We start from the raw sequence: 17,341 nt of genomic DNA on the forward strand, positions 1-17,341 counted from the left end.
GGCGATGCCTCCGGCCATTTACTATCGCTGTGCAGCCGTGCGGATTACTCGGCTGGAACGATGTCCGCCGGCAGGCTATCGTCGGCCGTTCCCGCCAGCGCCCTGGCCAGTTTGGCCTCGTCGAGTTCGCCTTCCCAGCGCGCCACCACCAGCGTCGCCACCGCATTGCCGACGAAGTTAGTCAGCGCCCGGCATTCCGACATGAAGCGATCGACGCCGAGGATAAGCGCCATGCCGGCGACAGGCACGGCCGGCACCACCGAAAGCGTGGCGGCAAGGGTGATGAAGCCGGCGCCGGTGATGCCGGCCGCCCCCTTGGAGGAAAGCATCGCCACCAGGAGCAGCAGGATCTGGTCGCCGAAGGAGAGGTGGATGTTCGTCGCCTGCGCGATGAACAGCGCGGCCAGCGTCATGTAGATGTTGGTGCCGTCGAGGTTGAAGGAATAGCCGGTCGGGATGACCAGGCCGACCACCGAGCGCTTCGCGCCGGCCTTCTCCATTTTCTCCATCAGCGAGGGCAGTGCCGCTTCCGAAGACGAGGTGCCCAGCACCAGAAGCAGCTCCTCCTTGATGTAGCGGATCAGCGACAGGATGGAGAAGCCGTTGTAGCGGCAGACGGCGCCCAGCACGATAAACACGAACAGGAAAGCGGTCATGTAGAAGGTACCGACCAACATGGCGAGGTTGATGACCGAGCCGATGCCGTACTTGCCGATGGTGAAGGCCATGGCGCCGAAGGCGCCGATGGGGGCTGCCTTCATCAGCACGCTGACCAGCTTGAACATCGGCGCCATCAGCGCCTGCAGGAAATTGAGCACCGGCGCGCCCTTGTCGCCGACCAGCGCCAGAGCGATGCCGAACAGCACTGAAAAGAACAGCACCTGCAATATGTCGCCGTCGGCGAAGGCGCCGACGATGGTCGTCGGGATGATGTTCATCAGGAAGCCGGTGACCGACTGGTCGTGCGCCTTGGCGGCGTAGCTGTTGACGGTCGCGGCGTCGAGCGTCGCCGGGTCGATGTTGAAGCCGGCCCCGGGCTGCACGACATTGGCCACGATCAAGCCGATGATGAGCGCCAGCGTCGAGAAGGTGAGGAAATAGAGCATCGCCTTGCCGGCGACACGCCCGACCTTCTGCAGGTCGCTCATGCCGGCGATGCCGGTGGCGACGGTCAGGAAGATAACCGGGGCGATGATCATCTTGACCAGCTTGATGAAGGCGTCGCCAAGCGGCTTCATGCTCTCGCCGAGCGACGGATAGAAATGGCCGAGCAGGATGCCGACGGTGATCGCCACCAGCACCTGCACGTAGAGTTGGGCGTAGAGCGGCTTGCGCTGCGCGGCGGGCGCGCGTGATTGGTCTGCCATGTGCATCTGCTATCTCCCTGGCCGGAGGGAACGGCACGCGCCGCTCCGCAAGACTTCTCCCATCGCGGCGCTCCGGTCGCTCGCCGCTGTCGGGAGTTTTGCAAGCGCCGTGCCAGATCGAGAAAAGGCCGGAACCCTGGATTCCCGGCAGTTTTGTCCCCGCTTCGATGGAGGCCTGTGCGGATTTCCGCACTCGCCCTTGTTTGCCTGGGCGGAGTTTCGCATTACAGTGGCTGCTGAACAGCGAACGGTGGAGAGGGCAGACGCCGCAGGCAGACACCGATAGCGCATCCCCGGAGTTCGCCGGCCGCGACCTGCTGCGCGAAGCGATGGCCAGGCTGCGTGACGGCCGCTGGCTCATTCTCCTGATCGGCCTGGCAATGCTGGCGGGAGCGGTCGCGATTGCCGGGCGCCTTGCCGCCAACCAGGCTGCCGGCGATCTGCGCGACGGAGCACTGGCAGCCTTGCCGCTGGCGGCGGGCACCTTGACCGGCGAAATCGAAAAGCAGCGTCTCGTTCCCTTGGTGCTGGCACGCGACGATGCCGTGCGCGACGCGTTGCGCCGGGCCGGCAAAACGCAAGAGACGGCGCTCGACGACAAGCTCCGGGCCATTGCCGCCGATGCCTCGGCATCCGCCATCTATGTCATCGACACGGCAGGCATCGCGATATCGGCCAGCAACGCCGGCGAGCCGGGCAGCTTCGTCGGCATCGACTACAATTTCCGCCACTATTTCACCGACGCCATGACCAAGGGCGCCGCCAGCCAGTATGGCCTCGGCACGATCAGCGGCAGGCCGGGACTTTATCTCGCCAGCCGCGTCGATGACGGCAAGACGCCGCTCGGCGTTGCCGTACTGAAGGTCGAACTCGACGGCGTCGAAGCCAATTGGCGCTCCAGCGGCTTTGTCGTCTTCGTCACCGACGAGCGCGGTGTCGTGCTGGCGACCAGCCGGCCCGAGTGGCGGTTCCACGCGCTTGCGCCGCTCTCGGCCGCGGATGCCGCGACAGCTCACGCGCAGCTTCAACTTGCCGAAACCGGCTTCGAACCGCTGCCGATACGACGCGGTGCCGGTGACGGCCTGGCGACAATCGACAATGCCGGAAAATCGCGCCAGTTCGTCGAAGTGGCGCAGGACCTGCCCGGCGCCGTTCCCGGTTGGCGTCTGTGGCTGCTCACGCCTGCCGATGCCGCTTTGACGTCGGCCGCCAACACGGCACGCCTGACCACGCTGCTGGCGCTGCTGTTCACGGGTTTACTTGCCTACGTGCTTCTCAGGCGCCGCCGTGCGCGCCGCGTGAGGCAGGAAGCGCTGGCGCGCATGAATGCTGAACTGGAGAGCAGGGTAAGCACGCGAACGGCGGAACTGACCCGCTCCAACACCGCCCTTGCCGGCGAGATCGCCGAGCGCGAAAACGCCGAGGCCAAGGTCCGCCGACTGCGCGACGACCTCGCCCAGGCCAACCGGCTTTCCATCCTCGGCCAGATCGCCGCCGGCGTCGCGCATGAGATCAACCAGCCGGTGGCGGCGATACGCACCTACGCCGAGAATGCCGGCCGCTTCCTGCATGGCGGCAAGGTCGAATCCGTCTCGGGCAACCTGACATCGATCGTGTCGATGACCGAGCGCATCGGCGCCATCACCAGCACGCTGCGCACCTTCGCGCGGCGACCAAGCGTCGCCGCCTCGCCATTGCCCGTGCGCGAAGCGATCGACGGCGCGCTGTCGCTCCTGTCCGGCCGCATCCGCGATTCCGGCGTGACCGTCGTCAAGCCGCGCGGCACCGCCTCGCCGACGGTCATGGCCAGCCGAATCCGGCTGGAGCAGATCCTGGTCAATCTCTTGCAGAATGCGCTGGATGCCCTGAAGGACCGGCCCGATCCGCGCATCGAGATCGAGCTTGCCGAGCGCGACGACAGGGTGCTGGTTTCGGTGCGCGACAATGGACCTGGCCTCGGGCCGGAAGCGGCCGGCAATCTGTTCATGCCGTTCCAGACCACAAAGGAAAAGGGGCTTGGCCTCGGTCTGGTGATCTCGCAGGAGATCGCCCAGGAACTGGGCGGCACGCTGCGCCTCGATCCGGGCAGCACGAAAGGCGCATCCTTCACCATAGATCTGAGGCGAATTGAATGACTGAGGGATCAGGGCTGGTCGCGCTCGTCGAAGACGACGCGGATCTGCTTCACGCCACCACGCAATTGCTCGAGCTTGCCGGCTTCGGCGTGATCGCGTTCAAGGCCGCGGAGGCAGCGCTTGCCGCCGTCGACCGGGATTTCCAGGGCGTGGTTGTCAGCGATATCCGCATGCCCGGCATGAACGGCTTGCAGCTGTTCGATCGCATCAGGGCGATCGACATCGACATACCGGTGATCCTGGTCACCGGGCATGGCGATGTCGATCTCGCGGTGGCGGCGCTCAAGGACGGCGTCTACGATTTCATCCCGAAACCCTATGCGGGCGAGCGCCTTGTCGAGGCATTGAAGCGGGCAAGCGAAAAGCGGCGGCTGGTGATGGAGAACCGGCGGCTGCACGAGGCCGCCGCACAGGCCGCCGACGGCCTGCCGCTGATCGGCGAGGCGCCCGCCATCCGCCGCCTGCGCGAGACCTTGCGTCAGATCGCCGACATGGATGTCGACGTGCTGGTGGAAGGGGAGACCGGCACCGGCAAGGAGGTGGTGGCGGATCTCCTGCACCGATGGAGCCGGCGCCGCGCAAAGCCTTTCGTGGCGCTGAATTGCGGCGCCCTGCCGGAGACCGTCATCGAGAGCGAGCTGTTCGGCCACGAGCCGGGTGCGTTCACCGGAGCGCAGCGGCGGCGGATCGGCCGCATCGAGCATTCCAGCGGCGGTACGCTGTTCCTCGACGAAATCGAATCCATGCCGCCGCCGCTCCAGGTCAAACTGCTGCGGGTGCTGGAAACGCGCAGCCTCACCCCGCTCGGCTCCAACGAAACGCGCCGCCTCGATCTGCGGGTCGTCGCGGCAACGAAGGTCGATCTAGGCCGGCCGGACCAGCGCGGCGATTTCCGCGAGGATCTCTATTTCCGCCTCAACGTGGTGACGCTGCGCATCCCGCCGCTGCGCGAGCGGCGCGGCGACATCCCGATGCTGTTCGGGCATTTCCTAGGTAACGCCTCGCAGCGTTTCGGCCGTCCTGTCGCGGCCGTGAATGCCGCGGTGAGCGACCATCTCCAGTCGCATGACTGGCCGGGCAATGTGCGCGAGCTCGCGCATTTTGCCGACCGGGTCGCGCTTGGCCTCGGGCCCGACGAGGAGGCCAGGGCAACGTCCGCGCGCTTGCCGGAGCCCTCGGCGGCGCTGCCCGAACGGGTCGGCCGCTACGAGGCGCAACTCATCCGCGAGGCCTTGCGCGATCATGCCGGCGACGTGCGCGGGGCCATCGACGCACTCGGCGTGCCGCGCAAGACTTTCTACGACAAGCTCAAGCGCTACGGCATTTCCGCCTCCGAATTCCGCAATGGTGGCACCCCGGACCGGCACCCTGTTCGGGGACGGACATAGGCGTTGCGCAGGCGCTCCGGCCTTCGTAACTCTGTTCGTCTCCCGTTGCGCATTTCGGATGAGCCATGATCACGACACTTGAAACGACGGCAACCCCCTTGCCCGAGGAGCTCGCCTTTCTCGGCGAGCGGTTGATGGCGTTCAACGACGGCGATGTCGGCGCTTCCGAAAGGAAGGCCCTTGCGGTGTTCGTGCGTGATGAAGCCGGCGCGATTGTCGCGGGCATTTCGGGCTACACCGCCTGGGGCTGGCTTTACGTGCAATGGCTGTGGGTCGACGAAAGGCTGCGCGGTCGGCACATGGCCGGCACGATGCTGGACGCGGCTGAGAAGGAGGCGATGGCGCGCGGCTGCCAGAACGCCTGGATCGACACCTTCAACCCCAACGCCGCCAGGGTCTATCGGCGCCAGGGCTATCAGCCCTTCGGAATACTCGCCGATTTCCCCGTCGGCCGCAGCCGCGTCTTCCTGCAGAAAAAACTGTCGGCGGGCTGATCAACCGGCCAGCCGTCCGCCGCGCATCGGCTGCGGCGCGCCCGTCGTGCTGGGGAAACTGATCGGCAGGCCGCGCAGCACGCGCACCGCCAAAAAGGCAAAACACTCCGCCTCCACCGCGTCGCCGCTCCAGCCGAGGCTTTCGGCCTGCACCACCTCGACACCGGCGCGGCTGGCGATCATTGCCATCATCGTCGGGTTGTGGCGGCCGCCGCCGCTGACCACCAGTCTTTTCGGCCGGCTCGGCAGAAGATCGAGTGCCTTGCCGACCGCGGCGGCGGTGAAGGCGGTCAAAAGCGCGGCGCCGTCCTCGGCGCTCAGGCCATCCGCCATGGTGGCGCCGAAGTCGAAACGGTCCAGCGATTTCGGATAGGGTTTGGTCAAATAGGGGTGTTGCAGCAGCTTGGCGAGCCGGGCTTCGTCGACCGTTCCCCCCCGGCCAAGCGCGCCGTCGCGGTCCATTTCGCCGAGCCCCTTTGACTTGATGAAGTCGTTGAGCGGCGCGTTGGCGGGGCCGGTGTCGAAGGCAACGACATTGTCGCCGCCGTCCCACCAGGTGATGTTGGCGACGCCGCCTAGGTTGAGCACGGCTACCTCGCCACTGGCGCCGGCGCTGCGCATCAGCGCGGTGTGATAGGCGGCCGCCAACGGCGCGCCCTGTCCTCCGGCGCGCATGTCGGCAGAGCGGAAATCATAGGCGACCTTGGTGCCGAGGATCGCATGCATCAACTCGCCGTCGCCGAGCTGCCGGGTCTGTCCGAGCCTGCCGATTTGCGGCGCGCGATGCAGCACGGTCTGGCCGTGGAAGCCGACGACGCCGATATCCGCCATTGTCATCCCATGGCCTTCGACGAGCTCCCTGACCGCCGCCGATTGCGCGCGCGTCAGCGCCTCCTCGGCCTCGCGGAAGATCGCCGGCTCCGGTCCGGCAAAATTCCAGCCCCGCGCCTGCTTAAGCGTCTCTTCCAGCAGCGAGCGGATCGACGGGGGGTAGGGCATCAGCCGGTAGGTGCCGAAATCGTCGATGCGCTCGCCATCTGTCTTGATCAGGGCGACATCGATGTTGCCGTCCAGCACGGTGCCGGTCATCAGGCCGACGGCCCAGATGGATTCCATTATCGAACTCCATTGATGAGATCGCCGACCGCTTGGCGAAGCGCGACGATTCCGCTGTCGAAGTGACGTGTCGGATGGATCCGGTTGGTAAGCAAGGTCCAGGCCTTTCCCTTGTCGAAGTCGATCCACAGCCCCGTACCGGTAAAGCCGGTGTGGCCTATCGTTTGCGGGCTGCACAAGGCGCCGCCGGACCAGCCGTCATAAGGACGCTCCCAACCGTGGGTGCGGGTAGCGGACAAGGGCGTGCGCATCAGCGCGATCGACCGTTCGGATGCGCCGTCCAGCAGCCCTTGGGCGAAATCGAGCACCGAGGCCGCCGTGCCGAACAGGCCGGCATGGCCGGCGCCTTGCAGCGCCGCGCAATTGTCGTCGTGAACCTCGCCGGACAGAACCCGATGGCGCCAGGTGCAGTCTTCTGTTGCAGCGGCGAGATCTGGCTCGGCGGACCACGCAAAGCCCGGACCGGGCTCCATGTCGCGGATGGTTTTGCCCGACAGCCGCTCGAGCGCAAAACCGAGCAGGATGAAATTGATGTCGGAATAGACCGGATCGCGGGCCCGCCATTCCCGTTGCAGGATGAAGGCGCGCAGCAAGTCGGGGTCGCGCCCGTAAGTGTAGATCGGTTCGACGGCCGGGAAGGGCGTCTGGTGCCCGAGGCACTGGCGAAACGTCACCTTCCGCTCCCAGGCACTCGCGTCATATTGGCGAAGGTCCGGCAGCACCGAGACGAGTGGTGCGTCGAGATCGATGGCACCGTCCTGAGCCAGCGCCAGAATGCGCGGCGTGGTGAAGATCACCTTGGTCAGGGATGCCAGGTCGAACCAGGTCTCCTCACGCATCGGTCGCTGCTTAGGCACGAGTTGGGCTGAGCCGATCGCCCTGGTGATGCGGTCGCCATTCCTGTCAACGATGCCGAGCACGCCACCGGGGATGCGCTTGGCGGCAACTGCCGCTGCGAGTGGTTGGAACGCGCGGTCGAAGATCTGGGCGAGGTTGGTCAATGCGGGCCTCCTGAAAGGCCGAGTTCCGTCACACCCCCCTCTGCCCTGCCGGGCATCTCCCCCGCAAGGGGGGAGATTGGCAGAGTTGATGTCCCGCCAGCCTTCCAACATCGGAGATTGGCGAAAGCCGAGGCGACATCCGATCTCCCCCCTTGCGGGGGAGATGCCCGGCAGGACAGAGGGGGGTGCTGTCCCGCCGACCTAACCGAGCCCAGGGCACCATGCATCACCCTTCCACCCTCGCCATATGATCTACCCCAAATTCCTCCCATCTCGCCGGCGCCGGCTCAAACCCTTGCGGGCGCACCAGGGAAGGCACCTGGCGTGTGTCGACCTCGAAACGCTCATGCCGCCGGTCGATGGCCGGAACCGCTGATATGAGCTTCTTCGTGTAGGAATGTTTCGGCGCCGACAGCACCGAGGCCGCGTCTCCGATCTCGACGATCTGGCCGGCATAGATGACGGCGATGCGATGAGCGATCCGCTCGACGACAGCCATATCGTGTGAGATGAACAGATAGGCCAGCCCGAACTCGCGCTGCAGGTCGACCAGCAGCTCCAGCACCTTGGCCTGAACCGAAACATCGAGGGCGGAAACCGCTTCATCCAGAACGACGACCGACGGGTTGAGCATCAGCGCGCGGGCAATGCACAGCCTTTGCCGCTGGCCTCCGGAGAATTCGTGCGGATAGCGCTGCAAACTGTTCTGCGGCAGGCCGACGCGCTCCAGCAGGCTCGCCATCCTGGCTCGCGTTTCGGCGTCCGCCCGGCCGCCATTGGCGATCACCGGCTCCGCCAGGATGCTCTCGATGCTCAGCCGCGGGTTGAGCGAAGCGTAGGGATTCTGGAAAACCATCTGCACGGGCTTGGCGCTGTGCTTTGCCGAGGCCGTCCGGGCGCCCACCGAGAAGCTGCCGCGCGTCGAGCGCACCAGCCCAAGGACTGCTTTCGCGGTGGTTGATTTGCCCGAGCCGCTCTCGCCGACAATGGCCAGTGTCTCTCCCGGCATCAGGTCGAAGTCGATGCCATCCACGGCGTGCACCGCGCCGCTGGCATGGCTGAAGAAACTGCTCTTGAGCGGAAACCGCACCACGAGGCCGTTGACCTCAAGGGCCGGGTCCTTCCTTGCGTTCTTGTCGCGCTGCCCGTCCGTGCGTGTCGCGCGGCCGTGGGCGAAGTGCGGCACAACCCGCAACAGATGCTGCGTATAAGCGTGCTGCGGCCTGTCGAGGACCTGGTTCAGTTCGCCCTGTTCCACGGCCTGCCCGTTCTGCATCACCATTACCGTGTCGGCGATGCCGGCGACAAGGCCGATGTCGTGGGTGATGAAGATCATCGACATGCCGCTTTCCTGCTTGAGCTCCGCAAGCAGCGCCATGATCTGCGCCTGTACCGTCACATCGAGCGCCGTGGTCGGTTCGTCGGCGATCAGCAGACGCGGATTGCAGGCGAGCGCAATGGCGATCATCACCCTTTGCAGCATGCCGCCCGACAGCTGGTTGGGCGTGTATTTCAGCCGCCTTGCCGCATCGGGGATGCGCGACCGGTCGAGCGCGTCCTTGGCCGCCGCCGTGGCCTGCCGGCCGGTCAGGCCGCGATGCAGCCGGAACGATTCCTCGATCTGTGTGCCGATCGTCAGCACAGGATTGAGCGAGGTCATGGGCTCCTGGAAGATCATGCCGATCTCTGCGCCGCGAATCCCGGTCAGTTGCCGCTCGGTCGCGGTCGTCAGGTCGAAGAGACTGCCGTCGGCCCGTTTCAGCGTCATGGCGCCGCCGGTGACGCGGCCGCCGCCGAAATCGATGAGACGGTTGATCGACAGCGCGGTGACCGACTTGCCCGAGCCGCTTTCGCCGACGATGGCCAGCGTTTCGCCGTCGGCGAGGTCGAAGCTGACGCCGCGCACCACCTCATTGGCTTTCGGGTCGCGGCCGAAGCCGACGTTCAGGTCGCGGACCGACAGAAGCGGGATCATGCGAGCGCTCTCCGCATCCTCGGATCGAGGATGTCGCGCAAGGCGTCGCCCAAGAGGTTGAAGCCCAGAATGCTGATCATGATCGCCAGGCCGGGGAAGATCATCAGCCATGGGGCGGTTTCCATCAGATTGCGGCTGTCGCTCAGCATCAGGCCGAGCGAAGCGGCCGGCGGCTGCGTGCCGAGACCGAGGAAGCTCAGGCCGGCCTCGGTCAGCAATGCCCAGGCGAGCGCCAGCGTCACCTGGACGGTCAGCGGCGCGACCAGATTGAGCAGCAGGTGCCGCGTGACGATGTAGCTGGAGCTGCTGCCGAAGGTGCGCGCGGCGTCGACGAATTCGCGCGCTTTGAGCGACAAAGCAGGGCCGCGCACCACTCGTGTGAAGATCGGCGTATAGACGATGCCGATGGCGACCACGCTGGTCCATGTGCCCGGTCCGGCAACGGTGACGATCAGCAGCGCCAGAAGAATGGCAGGAAAAGCCAGCAGCACATCCATGATCCGCATCAGCACGCCGTCCCAGCGACGCCCGAGCCAAGCGGCGGCGAGCCCAAGCACGGTGCCGGCAAGCGCGGCGAAGGCGACCGAAAGAAAGGCAACGGTGAAGGACTGGCCGACGCCCGCCATCAGCCGGCTCGCCACGTCGCGGCCGAACAGGTCGGTGCCCATCCAGTAGGCGGCACTGGGCGCGTGCAGCCGGTCGATCCGGTATTGCGTGATCGGATTGTGCGGCGTCAGTCCAAGCAAACCGAGGATGGCGACCAGGAGATAGACGCCGACGATCACGCCGCCGATACGACCGCTGCCGTGCCCGAGGATGGCGCGCAGCATGCGCATCACTGCTCGCCCAGCCGGATGCGCGGATCGAGCGCGACATAGGCGAGGTCGACCAGGAGATTGACGATCATGAAGTTGAAGGCGATGAACAGCACGCTGCCCTGCACCAGCGCGTAGTCGCGCTGGAGTATGGCGTCGAGCACCATGCGGCCGAGGCCGGGCAGGGCATAGATCTGCTCGACGATGACCGCGCCGCCCAGGAGATAGCCGAATTCAATGCCGCTCAGCGTCACCACGGGGATCAGCGCGTTGGGGAGCGCATGTCGCCAGATGACGCTGCGCGCCGAGGCGCCCTTGCTGCGGGCGGTGCGCACATAGTCGTCGCTCAACACGTCGAGCATGGCCGAGCGCGAGATGCGGGTGACCGAGGCGGCGAAGGCGAAGCCGAGCGTGATGGCAGGCAGGATCAGCTGGCTGAGATTACGCAAGGGATCCTGCCAGAGCGGCGTGAATTCGCCCATGGCCGGCAGCACGCCGAAGCCGGCCGACAGCGCGTAGATGATCAAAAGGCCGAGCACGAAGCTCGGCGTCGACTGGCCGATCATAGCGACGACGCGCACACCGAGGTCGGACAGTTTCTCACTATGCGTGGCGGCGTAGATGCCCGCCGGCATGCCGGCTGCGAGTGCGATGATCATCGACAGCACGGCCAGTTCCAGCGTCAGCGGGAAGCGCTCGAGGATGACGTCCAATACCGGCCTACCATAGGTGACGGAGATGCCGAAATTGCCGTGCAGGATGCCGCCGATCCAGCGCCAGTACTGGACGAACCAGGGCTGGTCGATGCCGAAATAGGCGGCGAGCGCATCGCGCTGTGCCGGCGTCAGCAGGCCGGCTTCGGTGCCCAGCATCGCGGTGATCGAATCGCCCGGCACCATCCGGATCGCCACGAAGACCAGGATCGACACGCCAAGCAGGACGAGAGGAAACGCCGCAAGTCGTCGCATCAGATAGTTCACGCGAAGAAGACCTCTCGTCTAGAGCATGATGCCGAAAAGTGTGAAACGGTTTTCGGACGACATCATGCTCTATCCCTTTGATCTGGAGGCGGATTCAGATTTCAGGTCGATTCAACCTGAAATCATCCGTCTCCAGGGCCGCCCACGGCTACTGCTGGATGGTAACCTTGCTGAGGCTGAACAGCGTGCCCGTCGGCGTCGGCACGAACCCGGCGACGTTCTTCTGCTGGGCGGTATAGCTGTAGGACGTGTAGAGCCAGATCCAGGGCGAGACTTCGGCGAGGTGCTTCTCGAACTCGGTGAAGATCGCCTTGCGCTTGGCCGGATCGGTCTCGGCGCGGCCTTTCTGCATCAGGCTGTCCAGCGTATCGTCGATGTAGTTGGCCACCTTCTGCAGATTGCCTGATTTGGTCCAGTAGCGGTTATACATGGTGTAGGGGTCGGCGCGGCCGCCATTGAGCGCGATCGCCATGTCGAAATCGCCCTTCAGCCAGGCGTCGACATAGACGTTGAGCTCCATCATCTTGATGTCGAGCTTGACGCCGATCTCGGCGAGCTGCGATTGGATGACCTGGGCTTCTGCCGCCGCCGTCGGCGGCTCGCCGGTGGCGCCGATCACGGTCGCCGAAAAGCCGTCGGCAAAGCCTGCCTCCGCCATCAACTTCTTGGCCTTCTCGACATCACGCTTGTAGCAGAAGAGCTGGCTTGGATCGGTCGCAAGTGCTGGGATGGTCAGCGGTCCGGTGACCTTGCCTTCACCGAGCGCGGCGGTGTCCAGAACCTCCTGCCGGTCGATGGCGCAGGAGATCGCCTGGCGCACCTTGAGTTCGGTCATCGGCTTGCGTGACGGATTGAGCTGCAGCACGTTATAGGCCAGCACCGGCGCGCGGTTCAGTTGCAGGCTAGCCTCCTTCGGCACCAGCGTGGCGACGAGCGGATCGTTGAGCAGCGCGAAATCGACCTGCTTGGTGCGCATGGCGGCGAGGATCGCCGCTTCATCGGGCAGCACGCTGATTTCGATACCGTCGACGCCGGTCGCGCCGCCGGCCCATTCCTTGTTGGCGCTCAAGACTTCCTTGGCGTTGGGGTCCCATCTATCGAGCTTGAACGGGCCGGAGCCGACCGTTTTGGTGCCGATCGAGCCGGCCTTGATCTCGGCCGCCGGCACGATGGCCGCGTTGATGTCGCTCATCGCCGTCAGGATCGGCGCGTCGGGCTGCGATAAATGGAACACGACGGTTCCAACGTCCGGCGTGTCGATGCTGGCGATCGACAGGAAGTTGGCGCGGGCGGCGGCGCCTGTCTTCTCGTCCAGGATGCGCTCGAAAGACGCCTTGACGTCGGCCGAGGTCACGGCAGCGCCGTCCTGGAATTTCGCCTTGGGATCGAGCTTGAAGGTCAGCTCCTTGCCGTCCTTGGAGAATTCCCAGGACGTGGCGATGGCCGGGATGATCTGCAGGCTGGCATCGACCCGCACCAGCGGCTCATAGATCAGCTCCAGGAGCCGCAGCGAGGAAAAGGCCGTCTGCTTGTGCGGATCAAGTCCCGTTGCGTCCTGCGACCAGGCCATGTGCAGCGTCGCCGCCTGCGTCGAGACCGTGGCGATGCCGAGCATGGCTGCGAGCGTGACGCCCGACAGCAGCTTTCTTGTGAGGTGAACCATTCTCGTCTCCCATCTTTGCTTGAACCCGATGCCCTTGCAGTTTCTGCGGACCGCTTCCAAGACACACGCGCTTTGGAGCATCGGCCCAGTCTATGCGGCTTCGCGCCGTCTTGTGTAAAGCAGCTTCACGCCGTCTGGTCTCAAGCGCCTTCATGCGTCTCGTCGCTGATTGCCTTTCGCAGGAAACCCCTTGCCTTGGCGAGGGCTGCGCGCGCCTCCTCGACCTCAAGCCCGGTGATGGTCAGCAGGATCGCCAGCTTCACGTCGTTGCCGGTCCGGCCGAGCGCCTGGCGCGCCTGCGCCGCCGTGCAGCCTGTGGTCTGCATCACGATTCTGGTTGCCCTGGCGACCAGTTTCCTGTTGGACGGATTGAGGTCCACCATCAGGTTCTGGTAGCTCTTGCCGATGCGGATCATCGAGGCCGTGCTCAGCATGTTGAGCACCAGCTTCTGCGCCGTTCCGGATTTCAGCCGCGTCGAGCCGGTCAGCACCTCGGGACCGACGACCGGCGAGATGGCGATGTCGGCAATGCCTGCTATGGTCGATGCCGGATTGCAGGACAGGGCGACCGTCGTTGCCCCCACCTGCTTGGCATAATTCAACCCGCCGATCACATAGGGCGTGCGCCCGCTGACCGCGATGCCGACCACCACGTCGTCCGGGGTGAGCTTGATGTCCTGCAAGGCCCTGGCGCCCATCTTGGGATCATCCTCGGCCCCTTCGGTCGAGCGCACCAGCGCGTCGGGCCCGCCGGCGATCAGGCCAACGACCATGCCTTCCGGCACGCCGAAAGTGGGCGGACATTCCGAGGCGTCGAGCACGCCCAGCCGGCCGCTGGTGCCGGCGCCCATATAGATAAGCCGAGCGCCTTTCTGGAAGGCGAGGACGATGCGCTCGACCGCGGCCGCGATGTCCGGCAGCACCTTTTCGACCGCTGCCGGAACCACCCGGTCCTCGTCGTTGATCTTGCGCAGCACATCGATCGTCGGCAGCAGGTCGATGTCCATGGTCCGCGGATTCCGGCCTTCGGAAACCAGCCGGTCCAGCTCGGACATCAAACCTTGCTCGCTCATCCCAGTGCTTTCAAAAATCAGGCCGCTCAGCCTGTTCGGAAGTGGTTCCTCTTTGGCTCCGGCACACGCGTATTTCGTTATGCTACCCCGTTTCGTTAACGTATTAGAATTCAATATTCGGTCCGTCAACGGAAAGATGGAATAAATTATTCCTTCCGCGCTAATGCTTGCCGAGTGACCTGCGGGCAAGAATGATCGCCCCGGAAACCGCGTCGCCATCGGCGGCTTTCAGGCGCCGGCGAACGTCGGGTGCGAGCCATGGTTCGAGCGGACTGGCGAGCCCGCCCAGCAGGGCCACGCGCGGCGCGCCTTTTTCGACCAGAACCCGCACCAGCGTGTCGATCTGTTCGGCGGCCTTTTGCACGATGCGCCGCCCTGCCGGATCGCCTTGGTCGGCGTGGCGCATCACCATCGGCGCCAGGGCCGCATAGTCGGTGGCGCTGGCGCGGTCCATCCAGGCCACGGCTTGCATCGGGTCGTTCTCGAAACGCTGCATGACTTCCGCCAGCAGTGCCGTGCGCTCATGCCGGCCGTCATGGGCGCGCAACGCCAGCTGCACGGCCTTCAAGCCGAAATCGGCGCCGCTGCCTTCGTCGGAGATCGGAAAGCCATAGCCTCCGGCGCGCAGGTCGCGCCCTTCGACGAAGCCGAGCCCGATCGAACCGGTGCCGGCGATGACGATGGCGCCGTCCTGGCCCGAATGCGCGCCAAGGCAGGCGGCGACGCCGTCGCTGACGAAATCGATGCTGGCAAAGGGATGCGCGATCGCCCGCAGCGCCTCCAGCGCGCCCTTGCGGCCGATCCCGGCAAGACCGATGCCGGCGTGGATCCGGGTGGTCTCGGCCGCGCCGAACCCTGCCTCCTCGATCGCCGCGCCAAAGGCCTTGGCAACCGACGCCCAGGCCGCGTCGATGCCGAGCCGCGTCGACGCCGGACCCGAGAGGCCTTGTCCCAGCACGATCCCTTCGGCGTCCTCGATACGGGCGCGGCAGCCGGTCCCGCCGCCGTCGACGCCGAGAAAATAATCGGGGCGGCCGTTGTTCATGCGCTCAGCCGCTCGATGTCGGCGCCGCACAGACGCAGCTTGCGGTCCAGTTGCTCATAGCCACGGTCGAGATGATAGACCCGGTTGATGGTCGTCTCGCCCTCGGCGACCAAGGCCGCCAGCACCAGCGACACCGAGGCGCGCAAATCGGTGGCCATGACTTGCGCGCCATGCAGTTTCTCGCCGCCGCGCACCAGCGCGGTGGTGCCTTGCAGCTTGATGTTGGCGCCGAGCCGCATCAGTTCGGGAACATGCATGAAGCGGTTCTCGAAAATGGTTTCGCGCAGCAGCGACGCGCCCTGCGCGCAGCACATCAGCGCCATGAACTGCGCCTGGAGATCGGTCGGAAAGCCCGGATAGGGTTCCGTCGTGACGTCGGCGGCCTTGAGCGGCCGCTCGCGCGACACGATGAGCCCGCGGTCGCCCGGCCAGACGCCGACGCCGGTCGCCTCCAGCAGTTGCACCACCGAGGCCATGTGCTCGAGCCGGGCATGCGTCAGTTCCAGTTGCCCGCCGGTGATCGCCGCGGCGATGGCATAGGTGCCGGCCTCTATCCGGTCCGGAATGATGTCGTGCCTGGCCGCGCGCCAGTCCGTGTCGCCGGCGATCAGGATGCGATGTGTGCCGGCACCTTCGACACGCGCGCCCATCGCGTTGAGGCAAGCCGCGAGGTCGGCCACTTCGGGCTCGCGCGCCGCGTTGAGGATTTCGGTTTCGCCCTTGGCCGTGGTCGCCGCCATCATGGCGGTTTCCGTCGCCCCGACCGACGGCGAGCTCAGGACGATGCGCGTGCCGGTGAGCCCGTTCGGCGCCGAGGCGACGATCAGCCCGTTCTCGATGGCGATGCGGGCGCCCAGCGCCGCGAGTGCAGCGACATGCATGTCGACCGGCCGCGCGCCGATAGCGCAGCCGCCAGGCAGCGAAACCCGCGCATGGCCGAAACGGGCGAGCAGCGGCGCCAGCACCAGCACCGTCGCGCGCATCTTTCTGACGGTGTCGTAGGACGTCTCTCTGGAAACGGCGGCACGGGTGTCGATCGTCGCGGCATGGGCCGATCGCGTCACCTCGGCGCCGTGCAGCCGCACCACGCCGAGCATGTTCTCGACGTCGGTCACATCGGGCAGGTTGGTCAGTTCGAGCGGGTAGGGGCTTAGCAGCGCCGCCGCGATCTGCGGCAGAGCGGCGTTCTTGGCGCCCGATATGGTGACCGCGCCTTGCAGTCTTTGCCCGCCGACGATGCGCAGTCTGTCCATGGCTGAAACCTTGTGCGCCGGGCCGCGTCCGGGCGCGGCGCTCTCGAAAGCTGTTCCCGAGCTCAATCCGGCCCGCTTGAGAATTAATTCCGCGTTCTTGGCTGTCAATCGAAATTGGAATAAATTATTCCTTGGCCGTGCGGCTGGACGCCAAAGCGCAAGGGGGATCATGTCCGTTCTGAACAGGATCAATGCCAAGCTCGACGGCATGGCGCCCGGCGATCGTGAGATCGGCCAGTACATCGTCGAAAATCCCGAGGAGATGCTGCGGCTGTCGACGGCTGCTCTTGCGGCTGAGATCGGGCGCAGCCAGTCGAGCGTCGTCAAATTCAGCCAGAAGCTCGGCTATGCCAGCTACCAGGAGCTCAAGCTCGCCGTCAGCGAAGCCAAGGCGCGGGAATGGCAGGTGCCGGCCGGTATGATCCACGGTTCGATCGAAGTCGGCGACGGCTATCAGGTCATCTTGAAGAAGCTGATCGGCAGCAAGCTTCTGTCGATGGAGCGGACCGTCGCCGCCAACAGCGAGCGGATCATCTCCAGGGCGCTGGAATTGCTGGATGGTGCGCGCCGCATACATCTGGCCGGCGTCGGCGCCTCCTCGCTGGTGGCGCGTGATTTCTCCTACAAGCTGATGAAGCTTGGCCGCAATGTGCTGCATGACAGCGACAGCCATATCCAGATGGCCAATGCCTCGACGCTCGGGCCTGACGATGTGCTGTTCGCGCTCTCCCATTCGGGCGCCAGCATCGAAACTCTGCGCATCGCCGAGCTTGCCCGCAAGCGCGGCACCATGGTGATCGCGGTCACCGGCCTGCACGACAATCCGCTGAGCCGCGTTGCCGATATCTGCCTCTACACCATCGCCGACGAGGAGCGTGCGCGCTCATCGTCCATCACCGCGCGCGATGCGCAGCTGACTCTGACCGACCTTCTGTTCATCCTCCTGGTGCAGAAGCAGCCGGACGCCAATGACTACGTCCACAACAGCGAGGCGGCGGTCTCGGTGCTGAAGGCCGAATGGTCTTCCTGACATGCC

14 protein-coding genes are annotated in these 17,341 nt (G+C 65.5%); 4 read left to right on the top strand and 10 right to left on the bottom strand.

The window, feature by feature from the left end; genetic code table 11:
• Positions 1-44: 44 nt before the first annotated feature.
• Positions 45-1,373 carry a dicarboxylate/amino acid:cation symporter gene (locus tag FJ949_RS17520; protein ID WP_140497716.1) on the bottom strand — a complete coding sequence of 443 codons (1,329 nt, stop codon included), beginning with the start codon at positions 1,371-1,373 and terminating at the stop codon, positions 45-47.
• Positions 1,374-1,696: 323 nt separating this feature from the next.
• Between FJ949_RS17520 and FJ949_RS17525 the strand changes: the two genes are divergently transcribed.
• The 3 genes from FJ949_RS17525 (at position 1,697) to FJ949_RS17535 (ending at position 5,384) form a co-directional block, all read left to right on the top strand.
• Entirely contained in the window at positions 1,697-3,502 is a 1,806-nt protein-coding gene (locus FJ949_RS17525; protein ID WP_140497718.1) for a sensor histidine kinase, read from the top strand.
• Complete coding sequence (locus FJ949_RS17530) at positions 3,499-4,890, top strand: sigma-54 dependent transcriptional regulator (protein WP_140497720.1); 1,392 nt, start codon at positions 3,499-3,501, stop codon at positions 4,888-4,890. The genes FJ949_RS17525 and FJ949_RS17530 overlap by 4 nt, the downstream gene beginning before the upstream one ends.
• 65 nt (positions 4,891-4,955) lie before the next feature.
• Entirely contained in the window at positions 4,956-5,384 is a 429-nt protein-coding gene (locus tag FJ949_RS17535) for a GNAT family N-acetyltransferase (RefSeq protein ID WP_140497722.1), read from the top strand.
• Here the strand turns inward: FJ949_RS17535 and FJ949_RS17540 are convergent, their stop codons facing one another.
• From FJ949_RS17540 to murA, 9 genes are all read right to left on the bottom strand, one after another.
• Positions 5,385-6,500: an anhydro-N-acetylmuramic acid kinase gene (locus tag FJ949_RS17540; RefSeq protein ID WP_140497724.1), complete on the bottom strand. Its 1,116-nt coding sequence runs from the start codon at positions 6,498-6,500 to the stop codon at positions 5,385-5,387.
• On the bottom strand, positions 6,500-7,501 hold the full coding sequence (locus tag FJ949_RS17545; protein WP_140497727.1) for a serine hydrolase: 1,002 nt from the start codon (positions 7,499-7,501) through the stop codon (positions 6,500-6,502). Before FJ949_RS17545 ends, FJ949_RS17540 begins: the two co-directional genes overlap by 1 nt.
• A 226-nt stretch (positions 7,502-7,727) precedes the next feature.
• Positions 7,728-9,476 (bottom strand): ABC transporter ATP-binding protein, encoded by a 1,749-nt coding sequence (locus FJ949_RS17555; RefSeq protein WP_140497731.1) that lies wholly within the window; start codon positions 9,474-9,476, stop codon positions 7,728-7,730.
• Complete coding sequence (locus FJ949_RS17560) at positions 9,473-10,312, bottom strand: ABC transporter permease (RefSeq protein ID WP_140497733.1); 840 nt, start codon at positions 10,310-10,312, stop codon at positions 9,473-9,475. The genes FJ949_RS17555 and FJ949_RS17560 overlap by 4 nt, the downstream gene beginning before the upstream one ends.
• Positions 10,312-11,271: an ABC transporter permease gene (locus FJ949_RS17565; RefSeq protein ID WP_140497735.1), complete on the bottom strand. Its 960-nt coding sequence runs from the start codon at positions 11,269-11,271 to the stop codon at positions 10,312-10,314. Before FJ949_RS17565 ends, FJ949_RS17560 begins: the two co-directional genes overlap by 1 nt.
• A gap of 148 nt (positions 11,272-11,419) precedes the next feature.
• On the bottom strand, positions 11,420-12,934 hold the full coding sequence (locus tag FJ949_RS17570) for an ABC transporter substrate-binding protein (protein WP_140497737.1): 1,515 nt from the start codon (positions 12,932-12,934) through the stop codon (positions 11,420-11,422).
• A gap of 140 nt (positions 12,935-13,074) precedes the next feature.
• Complete coding sequence (gene murQ, locus FJ949_RS17575; protein WP_140497739.1) at positions 13,075-14,007, bottom strand: N-acetylmuramic acid 6-phosphate etherase; 933 nt, start codon at positions 14,005-14,007, stop codon at positions 13,075-13,077.
• A gap of 160 nt (positions 14,008-14,167) precedes the next feature.
• Entirely contained in the window at positions 14,168-15,052 is an 885-nt protein-coding gene (locus FJ949_RS17580) for an N-acetylglucosamine kinase (RefSeq protein WP_140497741.1), read from the bottom strand.
• A complete protein-coding gene (murA, locus tag FJ949_RS17585) occupies positions 15,049-16,305 on the bottom strand; it encodes a UDP-N-acetylglucosamine 1-carboxyvinyltransferase (protein ID WP_140497743.1) in 1,257 nt (418 codons plus the stop codon). Before murA ends, FJ949_RS17580 begins: the two co-directional genes overlap by 4 nt.
• Positions 16,306-16,474: 169 nt before the next feature.
• Between murA and FJ949_RS17590 the strand changes: the two genes are divergently transcribed.
• A complete protein-coding gene (locus FJ949_RS17590; protein ID WP_140497745.1) occupies positions 16,475-17,335 on the top strand; it encodes a MurR/RpiR family transcriptional regulator in 861 nt (286 codons plus the stop codon).
• Positions 17,336-17,341 lie beyond the last annotated feature (6 nt).

This window comes from Mesorhizobium sp. B2-4-1 (assembly GCF_006442185.1).
Lineage (GTDB): Bacteria > Pseudomonadota > Alphaproteobacteria > Rhizobiales > Rhizobiaceae > Mesorhizobium.